At 61.4% G+C, this 16,082-nt stretch carries 15 protein-coding genes; 2 read left to right on the top strand and 13 right to left on the bottom strand.

Translation table 11 applies throughout. The features are described 5' to 3' along the window. Positions 1 to 12: 12 nt before the first annotated feature. The 10 genes from LDN90_RS12455 to LDN90_RS12500 form a co-directional block, all read right to left on the bottom strand. Entirely contained in the window at positions 13 to 942 is a 930-nt protein-coding gene (locus LDN90_RS12455) for an FKBP-type peptidyl-prolyl cis-trans isomerase (RefSeq protein WP_216925698.1), read from the bottom strand. 128 nt (positions 943 to 1,070) lie between these two features. Beyond that, positions 1,071 to 2,435: a Pup--protein ligase gene (gene pafA, locus LDN90_RS12460; protein WP_216925699.1), complete on the bottom strand. Its 1,365-nt coding sequence runs from the start codon at positions 2,433 to 2,435 to the stop codon at positions 1,071 to 1,073. Between the two features lies 1 nt (position 2,436). Further along, on the bottom strand, positions 2,437 to 3,144 hold the full coding sequence (gene prcA, locus LDN90_RS12465) for a proteasome subunit alpha (RefSeq protein WP_223945939.1): 708 nt from the start codon (positions 3,142 to 3,144) through the stop codon (positions 2,437 to 2,439). Position 3,145: 1 nt separating this feature from the next. Continuing rightward, positions 3,146 to 3,955, bottom strand: coding sequence for a proteasome subunit beta (gene prcB / locus LDN90_RS12470; RefSeq protein ID WP_216925701.1), 810 nt, complete (start codon positions 3,953 to 3,955; stop codon positions 3,146 to 3,148). 80 nt (positions 3,956 to 4,035) lie between these two features. After that, positions 4,036 to 4,239: a ubiquitin-like protein Pup gene (locus LDN90_RS12475; RefSeq protein WP_216925702.1), complete on the bottom strand. Its 204-nt coding sequence runs from the start codon at positions 4,237 to 4,239 to the stop codon at positions 4,036 to 4,038. Between the two features lie 137 nt (positions 4,240 to 4,376). Further along, positions 4,377 to 6,050, bottom strand: coding sequence for a depupylase/deamidase Dop (gene dop, locus LDN90_RS12480; protein WP_275962935.1), 1,674 nt, complete (start codon positions 6,048 to 6,050; stop codon positions 4,377 to 4,379). Next, positions 6,047 to 7,858 (bottom strand): proteasome ATPase, encoded by a 1,812-nt coding sequence (gene arc, locus LDN90_RS12485; RefSeq protein WP_216925704.1) that lies wholly within the window; start codon positions 7,856 to 7,858, stop codon positions 6,047 to 6,049. Before arc ends, dop begins: the two co-directional genes overlap by 4 nt. 96 nt (positions 7,859 to 7,954) lie before the next feature. Next, positions 7,955 to 9,043: a tRNA (adenine-N1)-methyltransferase gene (locus LDN90_RS12490; RefSeq protein WP_223945941.1), complete on the bottom strand. Its 1,089-nt coding sequence runs from the start codon at positions 9,041 to 9,043 to the stop codon at positions 7,955 to 7,957. Positions 9,044 to 9,152: 109 nt separating this feature from the next. Beyond that, on the bottom strand, positions 9,153 to 10,316 hold the full coding sequence (locus LDN90_RS12495) for a site-2 protease family protein (protein ID WP_223945943.1): 1,164 nt from the start codon (positions 10,314 to 10,316) through the stop codon (positions 9,153 to 9,155). Continuing rightward, positions 10,317 to 11,036, bottom strand: coding sequence for an HAD family phosphatase (locus LDN90_RS12500; RefSeq protein WP_223945945.1), 720 nt, complete (start codon positions 11,034 to 11,036; stop codon positions 10,317 to 10,319). A 122-nt stretch (positions 11,037 to 11,158) separates the two neighbouring features. Here LDN90_RS12500 and LDN90_RS12505 point away from each other — a divergent pair, with 122 nt between their 5' ends. Further along, on the top strand, positions 11,159 to 12,064 hold the full coding sequence (locus tag LDN90_RS12505) for a PAC2 family protein (RefSeq protein ID WP_223945948.1): 906 nt from the start codon (positions 11,159 to 11,161) through the stop codon (positions 12,062 to 12,064). Between the two features lie 16 nt (positions 12,065 to 12,080). On the opposite strand, the gene mshC is transcribed toward LDN90_RS12505, so the two are convergent. Both mshC and LDN90_RS12515 read right to left on the bottom strand, forming a co-directional pair. After that, positions 12,081 to 13,358 carry a cysteine--1-D-myo-inosityl 2-amino-2-deoxy-alpha-D-glucopyranoside ligase gene (mshC, locus tag LDN90_RS12510; protein ID WP_216925708.1) on the bottom strand — a complete coding sequence of 426 codons (1,278 nt, stop codon included), beginning with the start codon at positions 13,356 to 13,358 and terminating at the stop codon, positions 12,081 to 12,083. Between the two features lie 15 nt (positions 13,359 to 13,373). Beyond that, a complete protein-coding gene (locus LDN90_RS12515) occupies positions 13,374 to 14,207 on the bottom strand; it encodes an undecaprenyl-diphosphate phosphatase (protein WP_223945950.1) in 834 nt (277 codons plus the stop codon). A 51-nt stretch (positions 14,208 to 14,258) separates the two neighbouring features. Between LDN90_RS12515 and LDN90_RS12520 the strand changes: the two genes are divergently transcribed. Further along, positions 14,259 to 15,191 (top strand): aldo/keto reductase, encoded by a 933-nt coding sequence (locus LDN90_RS12520; RefSeq protein WP_216925710.1) that lies wholly within the window; start codon positions 14,259 to 14,261, stop codon positions 15,189 to 15,191. A 12-nt stretch (positions 15,192 to 15,203) separates the two neighbouring features. Here the strand turns inward: LDN90_RS12520 and rfbA are convergent, their stop codons facing one another. Further along, entirely contained in the window at positions 15,204 to 16,070 is an 867-nt protein-coding gene (gene rfbA, locus LDN90_RS12525) for a glucose-1-phosphate thymidylyltransferase RfbA (RefSeq protein WP_223945952.1), read from the bottom strand. Positions 16,071 to 16,082: the final 12 nt, after the last annotated feature.

Here is a 16,082-nt window from a genome sequence, read left to right on the forward strand (position 1 = left end):
TCAGGTGGCAGTCTACTTGACGCCGAGGATGTCAACGACGAATACGAGATCGCCCTTGGCTTCACCCTGTCCAGCCGCGCCGTAAGCAAGGTCCTGCGGGATTACCAGAAGGACGCGGGAGCCCACCGTCTTGCCTTCCAGGCCTTGGGTCCAGCCCTTGATGACACCGGAAAGCGCGAAGCTTGCTGTCTGCCCCCGGTCAAAGCTCGAATCGAACTTCTGGCCGCCTACAAGATTGACGCCTACGTAATTCACCGTGAGCGTGTCTGTGGCCTTAACAGCAGCGCCGGAGCCCTTGATCAGGTCCTGTGCGATAAGTTCCTTCGGAGCGGCTGCGCCGTCAACGGAGATCTGCGGGATGCCTTTGTCGTCTTCCTTCACGGTGGGGAGCCCAGCCGGAGGAGTGACGGTCTCACCTTCCGGCTTCGACAGGACCGGAGCTGCTTCCTTAGCTGAAAGCAGCTTGAAAACCACCAACTGCGTAGAGCCGGCTGCCGCGCCCGTAGCTGCCGAACCCGGCGCAGCGAACGCGATGTGGGAACCGATCTTGGCGCCAACAATGGCGTTGTAGATCAGCTCGTTGCCCTTCTTAAGCTCGTCATTCAGCTCAATGGGCTGGGGGCCATTCTTGTAGACGTCTTCAACGGTCTTGCCGTCATTGCCATCCACCGCGATGTATGCGAGCTCGGCAACCTGGCCGGCCTTGATACGCTCGCCATTGCCTTCGCTGACTACCTTGATAGTGGGTTCAGCGACGGTGAGCGGCTTGGTGAAGTCCAGACCAGGGGCCTTGTCATCTCCGTTGTCCGTCACCTTCACGGAATCGAGTTTGGAGACATCGCCGGATGACTGGCTGGTGGGCTCGGCGGCTGGCGTGCCCCCGCCTCCACACGCAGTGATGAGCAGCAGGGCAGGAAGAAGAATTGCTAGGAGTCGGCGCACAAAAAAGACACTTTCGTCGGGGCAAAGGACACTCGGAAAGGCGCATGGCAGATCCAAGGCAATGGCCTCTTGGAAAGAGGCCACAGTCCAGAATAGCCGGTGAAGCTGGGAGTCCGCTCAGAAAGCCGTTAGCCCATGGAGTCCAGGAGCGCATCAACGCGGTCGTCCACGCTGCGGAAGGGGTCCTTGCACAGGATCGTCTGATGTGCGCGGTCGTTGAGCTTCAAGTGCACCCAGTCCACCGTGTAGTCGCGTCCGAGTTCCTGCGCCCTCCGGACGAAGTCTCCCCGCAGCTTGGCCCTGGTTGTCTGGGGAGGAGTGTCCACGGCATCTTTGATCTCGGTTTCGGGGACCAAACGCCGTGCGGCATCCCGTGATTGCAGCAGGAAGAAGAGGCCGCGCTGGCGCGAAATGTCGTGGTAGGTGAGATCCAGCTGGGCAATGCGTGGCGAGTCCAGGCTGAGGTCGTGCCGACGCATGTAACTGTCCATCAGCTTCTTCTTGATGGCCCAGTCCACCTCGGTGTCGATGGTGCTGGTATCGCCGCTTTCAATCGCGTCCAGAGTCCGCTCCCAGAGATCGAGAATAAGGGGGACGTGGGCATTGTGCGCGCCGTTCGCGGCGACGAACTCTGTCACCTTTGCCAGGTACTCACGCTGGATATCGAGCGCCGAAAGCTGCCTGCCGTTTGCCAGGCGGACCAAGGCGCTGCCCGTGAGGTCATGCGAAATTTCCCGGATGCTCCGGATCGGGTTTTCCATCCGCATGTCCCGCATTATCACCCCTGCCTCGATCATGCGCAGGATGAGGTCCACCGTGCCCACTTTGAGGAGCGCGGAGGTTTCGGACATGTTGGAATCACCCACGATCACATGAAGCCGACGGTAGAACTCTGCATCGGCATGCGGCTCGTCACGGGTGTTGATAATGGGGCGTGACCTGGTGGTGGCAGAGGACACGCCTTCCCAGATATGGTCCGCCCGCTGTGAAAAGGCGAACGTTGCACCGTGGGGCGTCTTCAGAACTTTGCCCGCTCCCGCGATGAGCTGCCGGGTCACCAGGAACGGGATGAGGATCTCGGCCAGCCTGGAGAACTCACCCCGGCGGGGTATGAGGTAATTCTCGTGGCTGCCGTAGGAGTTTCCGGCGGAGTCGGTGTTGTTCTTGAAGAGGTAAACCGTGCCGTTGAAACCCTCCGCGGCCAGGCGGGCCTGGGCCTCATCGACGAGGTCGTCCAGGATGAGCTCGCCGGCGCGGTCGTGGGCGATCAGTTGCGCGAGGTCGTCGCATTCTGCGGTGGCGTATTCCGGGTGCGAACCAACGTCCAGATACAGGCGTGAACCGTTGGTCAGGAAGACGTTGGAAGACCTGCCCCAGCTCACCACTTTGCGGAACAAATAGCGGGCCACTTCTTCGGGGGCCAAAGGACGTGAGTCGGGGCTGGAATAGGAAATCCCAAACTCCGTCTCGATGCCGAATATGCGTTTGTCCATCTCAAGCCTCCTCTGTGAGCAGCTGTGTCATGTCCTCGGGACCCAGACGCCGGAAAGCCCGGCGGGAACCCCGGTGACTCTCCGAAGCGCGGTCCAGAACGGCGGCTTCGACGGCGGTCGCCGGGAGGGCGTCGGCTTCCTTATCTGTCGCCAAAGCGCGCAAAGCCAATCTCATGGCCCCTGCAAAACCAAGCTCGGGCTCCCAAGCCCCGCTTACGACGTCGGAAATCTGATCGGCAAGTCCACCCATCACCACGAAGCCGTTCTCATCGGCAATCGAACCATCAAAGGTGAGCCGGTACAGGTGGTCCTGCTCCTGCGCCAGGCCGACTTCAGCCACCGCCAGTTCCACTTCGAACGGCTTTTGTTCGGCGGTGAACACGGCGCCGAGGCTCTGCGCGTAGACGCTTGCCAATCCCCGGGCGGTCACGTCTTCGCGGTCGTACGAGTAGCCGCGGACGTCCGCGTACCGTACCCCAGCCTGCCTGAGGCTTTCGAACTCGTTGTACTTGCCCACTGCCGCGAACGCGATTTTGTCGTAGATCTCGCCGATTTTGTGCAGCGAAGGTGACGGGTTCTCAGCAATCAGTGCGATGCCATCGGCGCAACTGATCACCACTACGGAACGTCCGCGCGCAATGCCCTTCCGTGCGAAGTCCGCACGGTCCTTCATCAGCTGTTCGGGCGAGACATAAAACTGCTGCGTCATGTCAGGCCTCCCGTCCGGCGATGGCACGGGATTCGACGATGGCACCGGCTATCGCCGCCAGGTCCCGTTCAGGTACCCGGCGATTACCGGCACGGTTGACCGTGTAAACCACTGGCCAGAGTTGGCGGACGGGGTCCGGGCCGCCTGTCGCGGAGTCGTCGTCCGCGGCGTCATAGAGGGCCTCCACCGCGACGGCCACGGCTTGTTCTTCCGTGAGATTGGGCTTCCAAAGCTTTTTCAGCGCTCCCCGCGCAAAAACAGAACCGGAACCCACGGAGTGGTGTTCCTGTTCTTCGTAGCGTCCACCCGTGACGTCGTAGGAGAAAAGCCGCCCGGTGGCTGACACGTGGTCGAAACCGGCGAACAACGGAATCACCGCCATTCCCTGCATCGCCATGGGCAGGTTGCCCCGGATCATGGCGCCTAAACGGTTCGCTTTGCCAACCAGGCTGAGGAGGGTGCCCTCAATCTTTTCGTAGTGTTCAAGTTCCACCTGGAAGAGCCGGGTGATGTCGATGGCCAGGCCAGCTGTCCCGGCAATACCCAAAACCGAATACTGGTCCGCGGGAAAGACCTTCTCAATGTGCCGGCTGGCGATCACGTTTCCCATGGTTGCCCGCCGGTCCCCCGCCATCAGCACGCCGCCGGCATACGTCAAGGCGACGATGGTGGTTGCGTGCGGCGAGGACGGTACGGTGCCGGCCGGCAACGTTTGGTTGAAAGGAAGGAGTTCGGGACGCGAGCGTTGAAGGTGCTCCGTGAATGAAGACGTTGCCTGGGTGGCCAGGGGGCCGGTTGATGGGTCCTGCATTGCTGCACTCCTTCGACTCTGCATTCCGATGCCCGGCGGCCTCGCGCCAGCCGGGCAGTACATGGTTTGTCCGGGTCCGCTTACTGGCCGCCCTTTTGGACGAAGGCCCTGACGAACTCTTCAGCGTTGGATTCCAGGACGCCATCGATTTCATCGAGGAGATCGTCCACACCTTGCGTGGCGTCCGAGGCCTGGGCTTCGGGTGCTGCCGGTGGTGCCTCCGGGACGTCTACTTCGGTCTCGGTGTCCCGTGACTGCGGTTGCTGCTGCTCCTGAGCTGCCATTTCTTTCTCCCTACTGTCAGTCCCCGTTTGTGGGGACTTCCTACTGCCATATTGCCACGCCGTGGGCTGCTGCGCCCGGCTTTGCCGGGGCACCATTTTTCCTGTGCCTGAACGCCACAGTCCCGGGACTGAACGCGTCAGTCCTTGGGCGGCGGCGGCTTCTGGCCCAGCAATTCGGCCAGGAACGAGCCTGCCTCCTTATGCCGGTCAAAGAGGGCTCCTGTGAGTGCCCGGGTGCCCCGCAACGGCTCGCGCGTGGGAACACGCTGCAATTTCCCCAGTCCCGGAACATCGAAGATGACGGAGTCCCAACTGGCACCGACAACATCTTTGCCGAAGCTTGAGACGCACCGTCCGCGGAAATACGCGCGAGTATCCGACGGCGGTTCACCCACCGCCCTGGCGATGTCGGCGTCGTCGACGATCCGGATCATCCTGTCCCTGGACAGCATCCTGTAGTAGAGGCCCTTCTCCGGCCGGATATCGGACCATTGGAGATCCACCAGCCCGAGCCTGGCATCGTCCCAGCCAAGGCCGTCCCGGTTCCGGTACCCCTCAAGAAGGGACTTCTTGGCTACCCACTCCACGGATGACGCCGCAGCAGCGGGGTCGCTGCCCAGCAGTGACAGGGTGGACTCCCAGCGCTCAAGGACGCCATGCGTGTGCCCGTCGCCAGTGACGGAATCGGCAACTCCGGTCTCCTGCGCCAGCTTTGCGGCGGCTTCGTAGTACATCCACTGGATGTCCAGGGCTGTCACCCTGCGTCCGTCCAGCAGTCTTACGGTAGTGGCCAGGGTTGTGTCATGACTGATGGCCTGCAGCGCCTGAACGGGTTCATGGACTTCGATGCGGGGTGCCTGGCCAGCTTCAATGAGGCTGAGAACCATGGCCGTGGTGCCGAACTTCAGGTAGTTGGAAACCTGGCTGAGGTTCGCATCGCCGATAATGACGTGAAGCCGCCGGTACTTATCCGCCGTCGCGTGGGGCTCGTCCCGGGTGTTGATGATGGGGCGTCGGATAGTGGTTTCAAGGCCCACCTCAGCCTCGAAGAAGTCTGCCCGTTGGCTGATCTGGTAACCGGCCGTGGAACTGTCCTGTCCGATCCCCACACGTCCGGCCCCACAAATCACCTGCCGGGACACGAAGAATGGTGTGAGCCCCCGGATGATGTCGCCAAAGGGTACTGAACGGGGCATGAGGTAGTTCTCGTGCGAGCCATAGGACACTGATTTGTTGTCAGTATTGTTCTTGTAGAGATTGATCGGCGGAAGGCTGGTGTCTGCCGCCACTTTCCGCACCGTGGCAAGTGCGACGAGATCGCCGGCTGCGTCCCAGGCCACTGCATCCCGTGGGTTGGTGACTTCAGGGCTTGAGTATTCCGGGTGTGCATGGTCCACGTAAAGGCGCGCGCCGTTCCCGAGGACCATGTTCATGAGGAGCGAACCGGATTCGTCCTGGCCGTCCAGTTCCAGTTCCTGGCGGCCATACGCCAACGCCACTGCCTCGGCGTCGAGCACTGGCGGCTGGTCAGTCAACTGGCTGGGATCGGCGGACGCCCGGTCAACGGTCCAACCGCGGGCATCGTGTAAAGGTTCTTCGTCCGTGTAGTCCCAACGGGTTTCCGCTCCCCCGGCGGCACGTTGGCGCGTGACCGTGGCATAGGCCTGGATGATCCGGGCGGACATCATGGTGGCGTTCGCCCCGGGCGCCGATGGCGCATGGATTCCGTACTCGGTTTCGGAACCCATGACGCGCATCGCGCCACCTACAGGCAACCTTTCCCCGGGCACACCCTCGGTTTTGGCCGTCACAGGTACTGACCCGTGTTGGCTGTGGTCTCGATGGATTTGCCAGGTTCCTGGCCGGCCTTGCCTTGCACGATCGTACGGATGTACGTGATCCGTTCACCCTTCTTCCCTGAGATTCTTGCCCAGTCGTCAGGGTTTGTGGTGTTGGGCATGTCCTCATGCTCCCGGAATTCATCCACCACTGCACGCAGCAGGTGATCGATCCGCAGACCCTTCTGATGGTTGGTCAGCAGGTCCTTGATGGCGTACTTCTTAGCCCTGTCCACGACGTTCTGAACCACGGCGCCGGAGTTGAAATCCTTGAAGTAAAGCATTTCCGTATCACCGTTGGCGTACGTGACTTCAAGGTATTCGTTCGACTTCTCGGTGGAGTACATTGCCTCCACGGTGCGCTGGATCATGGCGTCGACAGTGGCCTGGACGTCCCCGCCGTACTCCGCCAGATCCTGTGCATGGAAGGGAAGGTCGGTGGTGATGTACTTGCCAAAGATATCTGCAGCGGCTTCGGCATCGGGTCGCTGGATCTTGACCTTTACGTCAAGGCGGCCTGGCCGGAGGATCGCGGGATCGATCATGTCCTCGCGGTTTGAGGCACCAATAACGATCACGTTGTCCAATCGCTCCACCCCATCAATCTCGCTCAGCAGCTGCGGGACGATGGTGGTTTCGACATCGGAGGATACGCCAGTTCCACGGGTGCGGAACAGCGAATCCATTTCATCGAAGAAAACCACTACAGGGCTGCCATCGGACGCTTTTTCCCGGGCACGGGAGAAGATCAGCCGAATGTGCCGTTCGGTTTCGCCGACGTACTTGTCCAGGAGCTCAGGGCCCTTGATATTGAGGAAGTAGCTCTTGAGGTCGGTGTTGCCTGCGCGCTCAGCGGCACGGGCTGCCAGGGAATTGGCCACCGCCTTTGCGATAAGGGTCTTGCCGCAACCTGGCGGACCGTAGAGGAGGATGCCTTTGGGCGCCTTGAGCCCGTGTTCCCGGTACAGGTCCGGATGCAGGAACGGGAGTTCTACAGCATCTCGGATCTGTTCAATTTGGGGACCAAGGCCGCCGATGTCCTGGTAGGTGATGTCCGGAACTTCTTCCAGGACAAGGTTCTCCACCTCAGCGCGCGGGACTTTCTCCAGTGCATAGCCGGTGCGCGAATCCAGGGATAGTGCGTCTCCTACCTTCAGGTGCACGTTTTGCAACGCCCCGGAAAGGCGGACTACGCGTTCCTCGTCCGCACGGCCAACCACCAACGCACGGTCTTTGCCCAGCAACTCCTTGAGCGTAACGAGTTCACCTGCCCGTTCGTAGCCAAGCCCGGCAACCACCAGCAGTGCCTCATTCAAGAGGACTTCCTGACCAACGGCGAGTTGGTTGACATTTACCAGCGGGCTGATGCCAACACGCATCTTGCGGCCTGCATTGAAAATGTCCACGGATTCCTCCGTGGCCGCCTGCCCGGAACTTCCCGGCGCCGGCTGCCTGCGGGGGTTGATCTGAACCACTGTTCCGAAGCTGTAGGGCGGTTGCCCTTCCTGCTCCAAAGCACCCTTCAAACGGAGGATCTCGCTCTTCGCCGTTTCAAGCATGCTGACGAGCTTGCTGTTGTTCTGGGTGGCGGCAGCAAGCTGGCGGTCGATGTGGCGAAGCTTGTCCCGAAGGATGTTGATCTGGCGTTCGGCCACGGTCAATTCACTGGATGGGTCGGGCGGCTGGATGGCGGCAAGCCTCCGGTTCGCTGCCTCTTCAGCAGCGGCGTTAGCTTCCTCCGGCGTCGGCCGTCCAATGTCGTTGTTGTTCGACGTATCCACGATTCATCAGCCCCTTCCTGCGCTTAAGAAGACCTTAGTCCCGAAAAGCTCAGGGTGCTGTGTGACATCCGGAATGCGGACCCTATTGTGACCTTTTCAGTTTGTGACCGGGGGGTCGTCCTGGACGTTGGTTCCGGCGATGGCATCACGTGCGGCGCGCCGGAGTTTCTTATCCGATACGGCACGCTCCCCTACTGCTCCCGGAGTCCAGGCGTTCAGGTCTTCCTCGCTGAATTCGGTCTTGGATGGGCGCCGTTTGACGGATATTCCAGTGACGCCGTCGGCGAGCCGCCTGGTGACCAGGAGGAATCCCGTGTGGGCCACCATGCGGTGGTCCGGGCGCACTGCGAGTCCTTCAAGGTGCCAGCCGCGGACCATGGATTCCCAGGCATCGGGCTCGGTGAAGCGTCCGTCAGCCCTGATGGCCTCGGCCGTGCGGGAAAGTTGCGTCACCGTGGCCACGTAATTGATCCAGACGCCACCTGGGGCCAGAACCGTTGCCACTGCGTCAAGGCACTCCCAGGGAGCAAGCATGTCCAGTACTACACGGTCTACGGAGCCGGGCGCCTCGGTGCGGACCACTTCTTCCTGGAAGTCACCCAGGGAGATCTGCCAAGCGGGGTGCGGGCCACCGAAAATCGTCTCCACATTCCCCCGGGCGATATCCGCGAATTCTTCCCGACGCTCAAAGGAATGGAGGTAGCCGCCGTCGCCTACTGCACGGAGCAAGGAAATGGACAGCGCACCGGAGCCCACGCCGGCTTCAACAACACGCGCACCGGGGAAGATATCTGCCATCGTGACAATCTGGCCGGCATCCTTCGGATAGACAACCGCCGCACCGCGAGGCATGGACAGCACGAAGTCCGAGAGGAGGGGACGCAGCGTTTGGTACTGCTGGCCGATGTTATTGCTGACTACCGAACCATCAACCTTGCCGATTATTTCGTCGTGGTTCAGGAACCCGCGGTGGGTATGAAAAGCTCCCCCCACCTCAAGCGTGATGGTGTTCATCCGGCCACGCTCATCGGTGAGCTGCACCCGCTCGCCCACACGGAAAGGCCCACGGCGCCGGGCTGCCCCGGTTGGTTGCGTGGCAGTGTCAGTAGCTGGCTTGTCGATGCCGGTGTCCGCACCCGTGACAGTGCCTGCGCTTGTCTCAGCCGCGGCGGTTTCGCTGCTCATGTGGTGTTCCTCGCTCCTTGCGGCTGGGCCGCCATGTGTTGCTGCCGTATGGGCACCGAAATCTATGGTTTGTTCTACTGACCGGCACGTAACTCTACCGGCAAGGGGGTCAGGCGCGCCCGCTGCCCCGTGCTTCTTTACCTGTTATCGCTGTCACTACCGCCTGTTGGCGGAGCAACCCGGTCACGGTTCCGTTGTGGTCCACCACAGCGTATTCGCCACCCTCCAGCCGCGCCAGATACTGGATCAGCTCCTGGCCCTTGGACCATTCCGGGACGTAGGCGCCGGCAGCGAGGGCATGCGCTACGGCGGTGACCGGCGTCGTCGCTGTGGCTTCGGGAGGAACCGCGGCAACCGCGCCCGGGTCCACCACTCCCTGGGGTTTTCCGTCAGGACCGCAAATTACGACGGCGGGACTCCCGGCAGGTGATACCAGCAGGATGTCCGCCACAGTAGCCGCGTTCGGGAGGCCGACTGCGGGCTCCGCCAGCCCGGCCGCGCTCACCAGGTAAAGGCGGCTGCGGAGTTTTGCATGGTGGATTGAGCTCGATGCGCCCATCCACAGGAAACCGCAAACAAGGACGGTGATGAGCATGAGGCTGATGTCCAGGGGCGCTCCGCTGAGGAAGGGCACTGCGATGAACCAAATGACAAGTGCGGCGACGATGACACGGCCTGACCATCCTGCCGCTATGGTTCCCTTGTCCTGGCTGCCTGTGGCCTTCCATACAGCCGACTCCACCAACCGGCCGCCATCCAAGGGCAGACCGGGAAGAACGTTGAAGATGCCAATGAGGAGGTTGGCCCACATCAGGATGTTTGCCAGGATTTCCGCGACGCCACCGAGGATGCCTGAAGTAAGGACAGCCCACATGCCGCCGGCCAGGATGAAGTTCGACACCGGTCCGGCAAGGGCGACGATGACTGAGCGTCCCGGGGATGCGGTGAAGCTTTCGAATTGGGTGTGACCGCCCCACAGGTTCAGGACAATCTTTTCCGTTGGCCAGTTGAACGCTTTGGCACTGAGCGCATGGGCAAGCTCGTGGACCAGGACGGAGAGCGCGAGCAGCAAGGCGTAGCCGAGCGCAACAAAGTAGGCCCAAATGCCCAGGTTGGGCATTCGCACCAGCAGGGCCGGCCCATAGACGATCACCGTGAAACCCGCGATGACGAACCACGAGTACGCGAGGTACACGCGGATTCCCGCGATTCTCCCTAGTGGAATGCCGTCCTTCTTGGTAACAGCATGGTGTGGCGTGGAGGAGCTGCTCACCTAGTTTGCCCCTTCAAGCAGGTTTCCTGTCGCGAAGCGGTCGGCAACCAACTGCCTGACGTCTGCTGCGGACCGGCCTACCAAGGTTTCCCACATGACCATGCCGGGGTACCCGGGCAACGGAACCTGGTGCGGGATGCCCACAGTCAGTACGCCCGATGCCAGGGCAGCCGTAGCGCCCGGAATGGAATCTTCCAACGCAACACAGTGATCGATGGTCAGGGACGGGTCGTCGAGCCGAAGCCGTTCAACAGCCGTAAGGTAGGCCTCCGGATGCGGTTTGCCGTTGGTGACGGTGTCTCCGGTGACCAGGAATTCGAAGTAGGGCTTGCGGAGGCTTTCAACGATGACGCCGGCGAGCGGGCCCTCGGACATGGTGACGAGAGCACAGCGGATGCCTGCCTCGTGCAATTCGTCAAGCAACTCCCGTGCTCCCGGGCGCCAGGGAACTTCATTGCGGACGTGCGTGATCACCTGTGCGCTGAGGGTATCCACGATTTCCCGGGATTCAAGGCGGACTCCTGCAGATTGGAGTACAGCGGCGGAGTGCAGCAGGGACTGGCCCACCAACTGCATGGCCTGCTGGTGTGACCATGTCCCACCATGGGCCTCCACGAGTGCGCGCTCGGCGGCGATCCAGTAGGGCTCAGTGTCCACGAGGGTGCCATCCATATCCCAGAGCACGGCTTTGAGGAGGGGCTGACTGGATGACGAAGGCATGGTTTCAAGTCTACGTGGAAGCCGGGGCGCTTCCGGCCGGGCTTGCGCTGTGGGCGAATACAGGACACGCTCCGGCGCGAAATGCCATGCATCCGCAAGGGACTTGGACGTAGGGTGAGTGGATGAACAGTGTGGACGGGACCCCCGAAGGACAGGACAACAGCGCGGAGCCCGAGCGTTTCCTTAAGGAACCCGCGGAAGGCCAGCGCGTCACCGTAATGATCGCCGCGTTTGAAGGCTGGAACGACGCCGGTGAGGCTGCCAGCGATGCGCTGCACTATTTGAACAAGCTCTGGGACGGCAAGAAGGTTGCCACAGTGGACGCCGAGGAGTACTACGACTTCCAGTTCACCCGGCCCACCGTGCGGCGCACGTCCTCTGGTGCGCGCAAAGTCAAATGGCCGTCAACCCGGATCTACAAAGCGTCAGTTCCGGACAGCAATGTGGACGCTGTGTTTGTTCTTGGCACCGAACCTTCATACCGTTGGCGCGCCTACACCACCGAACTCCTGGTCCATGCGGAGGCGCTGAAGGTGGACTCGGTCATTCTTGTGGGCGCGCTGCTGGCCGACGTTCCCCATAGCAGGCCTATTCCGGTAAGCACCACCACAGAAGACAGTTCCCTTCGGGAACGGTTGAACCTGGAGGCCTCCCAATACGAGGGGCCCGTGGGCATTGTGGGTGTGCTCGCCGAGTTTGCCATGCTGGCAGGGCTGCCAACGGTGTCATTGTGGGCAGCGGTCCCCCACTATGTTGCGCAACCACCCTCGCCCAAAGCCCAACTTGCCATCCTTCACAAGATCGAGGACTTGCTCCAGGTTCCCTTGGACAGCCAGGCCCTGGCGGAAGAGTCCGAGGCTTGGGAACGCGGAGTGGACGAACTTGCCACCGAAGATCCTGAGATTGCCGCCTACGTGCGCCAGTTGGAGGAGGCCAAGGACACCGCAGACCTCCCGGAAGCATCCGGCGAATCGATTGCACGGGAATTCGAGCGGTATCTGAAGCGGCGCGGTAAGGACCGGCCCTGAAGCGTAAGGACCGGCCCTAAAGCTCCACGCCGAGCAGCGCGTCTACAGCATCGCCCATAAGTGCGGCGTCCATCCCGGACACCGGGGCGTTGTTCCGCAATGCCTCCTCGGCCCAGCGATCGACGGCGGCAATGGCTCCGGGAGCGTTGAGGTCATTGGCCAATTCCAGGCGCATGGCCTCGACGAGTGCTGCGGCCGAACCGGCAGGGGCGGCGTCGCGGGCAGTGCGCCACCGGGCGAGCCGATCCTTTGCTGCCCCGAAGTCCGCCTCCGTCCAGGACCAATCAGAGCGGTAGTGGTGCGCGAGGATGGCAAGGCGGATGGCTGCTGGTTCCTCTCCGGCAGCCCGGAGCTTGGAGACCAGAACCAGGTTGCCCTTTGACTTGCTCATCTTTTCCCCATCAAGGCCTACCATGCCAGCGTGGGCATAGTGCCGGGCAAGTGGAACGCCCGCCAGTGAGTAAGCGTGTCCAGCTCCCATTTCGTGGTGCGGGAACACGAGGTCGGAGCCGCCGCCCTGCACGGTGAAAGGTGCGGGCAGGTACTTCTGCGCGATAACCGTACATTCGATGTGCCAACCGGGACGGCCATCGCCGAGAGTGGCCCCCGGCCAGCTGGGTTCGCCTTCACGCGCTACCCGCCAGAGCAAGGGATCGAGCGCTTGGCGTTTGCCCGCCCTGTCCGGATCGCCGCCGCGCTCTGCAAAGAGTGCAAGCATTTCCGCTTCGCCGAGGCCTGACACGTCACCTAAAGTCCATGCATCCGTGGCGTCGGATCGTTTGCCGGCCATTTCGACGTCGTAGTAGACATCGCCGTCGGGCTCGCCGTCTGTGCCTTGTACGCGATAGGCGACGCCATCGGCAATAAGCCGCTCGATGGCGGGCACAATATCCGGAATGGCTTCCACCGCGCCGATGTAGTGATTCGGAGCAAGGACGTTGAGCGCGTCCATATCCGTGTGGAAAAGTTCAATCTGGCTCTGCGCCAGCTCACGCCAGTCCACGCCGGTGGCGGTGGCGCGCTCAAGCAGCGGGTCATCGATATCCGTAACGTTCTGGACGTAGGCCACCCGGATCCCGGCATCGCGCCAGGCCCTGTTGAGGAGGTCGAAGGCCACATAGCTGGCGGCGTGGCCCATGTGCGTGGCGTCGTACGGCGTAATGCCGCAGACGTACATCGATTGTTCCGGCTGCTGCTCTATCTCCACGACACGGCCGAGGGCGGTGTCGAAGAGGCGTAGTTGCGGCATTGTGCCGGGCAGCTCAGGAACAGGGCGGGAAGTCCACGATTTCACGACTCAACCTTAGTGCTAGGCGCTGATCACATTGAAACCGAGCAGGACATACAAGGCCAGGCCAATGAGGATGCGGTACCAGACAAAGAGCCTGTAGCTGCGTGTGGAGACGAACTTAAGGAACCACCCAATGATCACGTAGCCCACCACGAAGGCGATGACTGTGGCCAGGGCCGTCTCCGGGAGGCCGAAGGGACCGGCCAGGCCCTCCTTGGAAACCGTTTTGTAGAGCTGGTAGAGGCCGCTGCCGAAAACCGCCGGAATGGCGAGTAGGAACGAGTAGCGGGCCGCTGCTTCACGCGTGTACCCCATCAGCAGGCCGGCGGTAATGGTTCCGCCTGACCGCGAAACACCGGGAATCAGGGCCATCGCCTGGGCAAGGCCATACAGAATGCCGTGTTTGTAGCTGAGCTGTGTGAGATCACGTTCCTGGCGGCCTACGGCATCGGCGACTGCCAGGATCATGCCGAAGACAATGAGCATGGTGGCGACAATCCACATGCTCCGCAGGACCGATTCGATCTGGTCCTGGAACAACAAGCCGAGCACGATGATGGGAAGGCTGCCCAGGATCACCAACCACCCCATTCGGGCGTCAGGATCGTTTCGTGGCACTTTTCCGCCCAGGGACCTGAACCAGGCTCCAATGATCCGCACAATGTCGCGCCAGAAATAGACGATGACCGCAGTCTCCGTACCCAGTTGGGTAATGGCCGTGAAGGCGGCACCGGGATCGGCTGCATTCGGAAGGAATGAGCCCACGATCCGCAGGTGTGCGCTTGAAGAGATCGGGAGGAATTCGGTGAGGCCCTGCACCAGGCCCAGCAAGGCTGCTTCTATCCAGTTCACGTGAATAGACCCTACGTCATGAAGACTGGGAACTCCCCGTAAGCTATCAGCATGCAGCAGCGTTATGTCGGGAACAGTGGGTTCCGTGTCTCCTCTTTGTCCCTCGGAACAATGTCCTGGGCACAGGAGACGGATGAGCAGGACGCTGCGGAGTTGCTCCACGCTTTCGTGGACGCAGGTGGCACCGTCATCGACACCGCTGCATCGTATGCCCAAGGCCAGGCTGAGGCGATGTTGGGCTCCATGTTGGGTGACGTCGTGGCTCGCTCCGAAGTCGTGATATCTACCAAAGCCGGTGTCTCGGCGTCGGAATCCAGGCGCAGCATCAACGCATCACGCGGTGCCCTGTTGTCAGCGTTGGACGCCAGCCTGGCAAGGCTTGGAACCGATTACCTCGATATCTGGTTCGTTCATGAGTGGGACCCGAATGTTCCCTTGGACGAGACTCTGTCAGCGTTGGAGCTCGCGCAGAGGACGGGACGTGCCCGATACGTGGGAATTTCCAATTACAACGGTTGGCAGACAGCCAAAGCGGCGGCAGTGGCTGGTTTCACGCTGGTAGCCAACCAATCCGAATATTCCCTGGTGCAGCGAAAGCCGGAGGAAGAGCTCATTCCTGCCGTGGAGGATGCCGGGCTCGGCCTGATGGCCTGGGCGCCCCTGGGCCGTGGTGTGTTGAGCGGAAAGTACCGGGGCCAGATTCCCGCGGATTCACGTGCTGCGCAGAGCAGGCTCGCTGCGTATGTTGAGACGTACCTTGAACCCAAGGCATCACGGGTAGTGGAGGCCGTCGCCATGGCGGCGCGGGGTTTGGGACGATCGCCGGTGGACGTATCGCTGAGTTGGTTGCTTTCGCGTCCCGGCGTTGCCACGGCGATAGTGGGAGCCCGGAACGCCGTCCAGCTCAAGGAACTGCTGGATGCCCAGTTGACGGTTCTCCCGGCCGAAATTTCGCGCGCTCTGGAGGATGTCTCGGCGGTATAGCCTTAGAGGTCCTTACTGGCGGTCGAGGATGTCCAACAGGTAGCTGCCGTAGCCGCTCTTGGCGAGCTTGGACGCCTGTTGGCGGAGTTCGTCGTCGTTCAGGTATCCCATTCGCCAGGCCACCTCTTCAGGCGCTCCGATCTTCAGGCCCTGCCGGTTCTCGGTGGTGCGGACATAGTTCGATGCATCGTTGAGGTCGCTGAATGTTCCCGTATCCAGCCAGGCGGTGCCGCGGGGGAATTTCTGCACATGGAGCCTTCCGAGCTCCATGTACTGCCGGTTGATGTCCGTGATCTCCAGCTCCCCTCGAGGGGAAGGTTTGAGGTTTTTTGCCATGGCGACAACGTCATTGTCGTAGAAATACAGGCCCGGGACCGCGTAGTTGCTCTTTGGGGACGCTGGCTTTTCCTCGATGGATACGGCAAGACCATCGTCATCGAATTCCACGACGCCGTAAGCACTTGGGTCCTTGACCCAGTAACCAAAGATCGCGCCGCCTTCAACGTCGGCGTACTTGCGGAATTGGTTGCCCATCCCCGGACCGTTGAAGATGTTGTCCCCCAGGATGAGCGCTACTTTGCCGCTGCCAATGTGCTGCTCCCCCAGGATGAATGCCTGGGCCAATCCATCAGGCGTGGGTTGTTGTGCATAGCTGAGGTTTATGCCGAATTGGGATCCGTCGCCCAGTAAGTTCTCGAACTGGGGCGCATCCGTGGGTGTAGTAATCACCAGAATGTCCCGAATGCCGGCAAGCATCAGCGTGCAAAGCGGGTAATAAATCATGGGTTTGTCGAATACGGGGACTAATTGCTTGCTGATTCCAAGCGTTATTGGGTGAAGCCGGGAGCCCGTGCCGCCTGCAAGAACGATGCCGCGCATATTAGCTGTCCC

This window comes from Arthrobacter sp. NtRootA1 (assembly GCF_019976975.1).
Lineage (GTDB): Bacteria > Actinomycetota > Actinomycetes > Actinomycetales > Micrococcaceae > Arthrobacter > Arthrobacter aromaticivorans.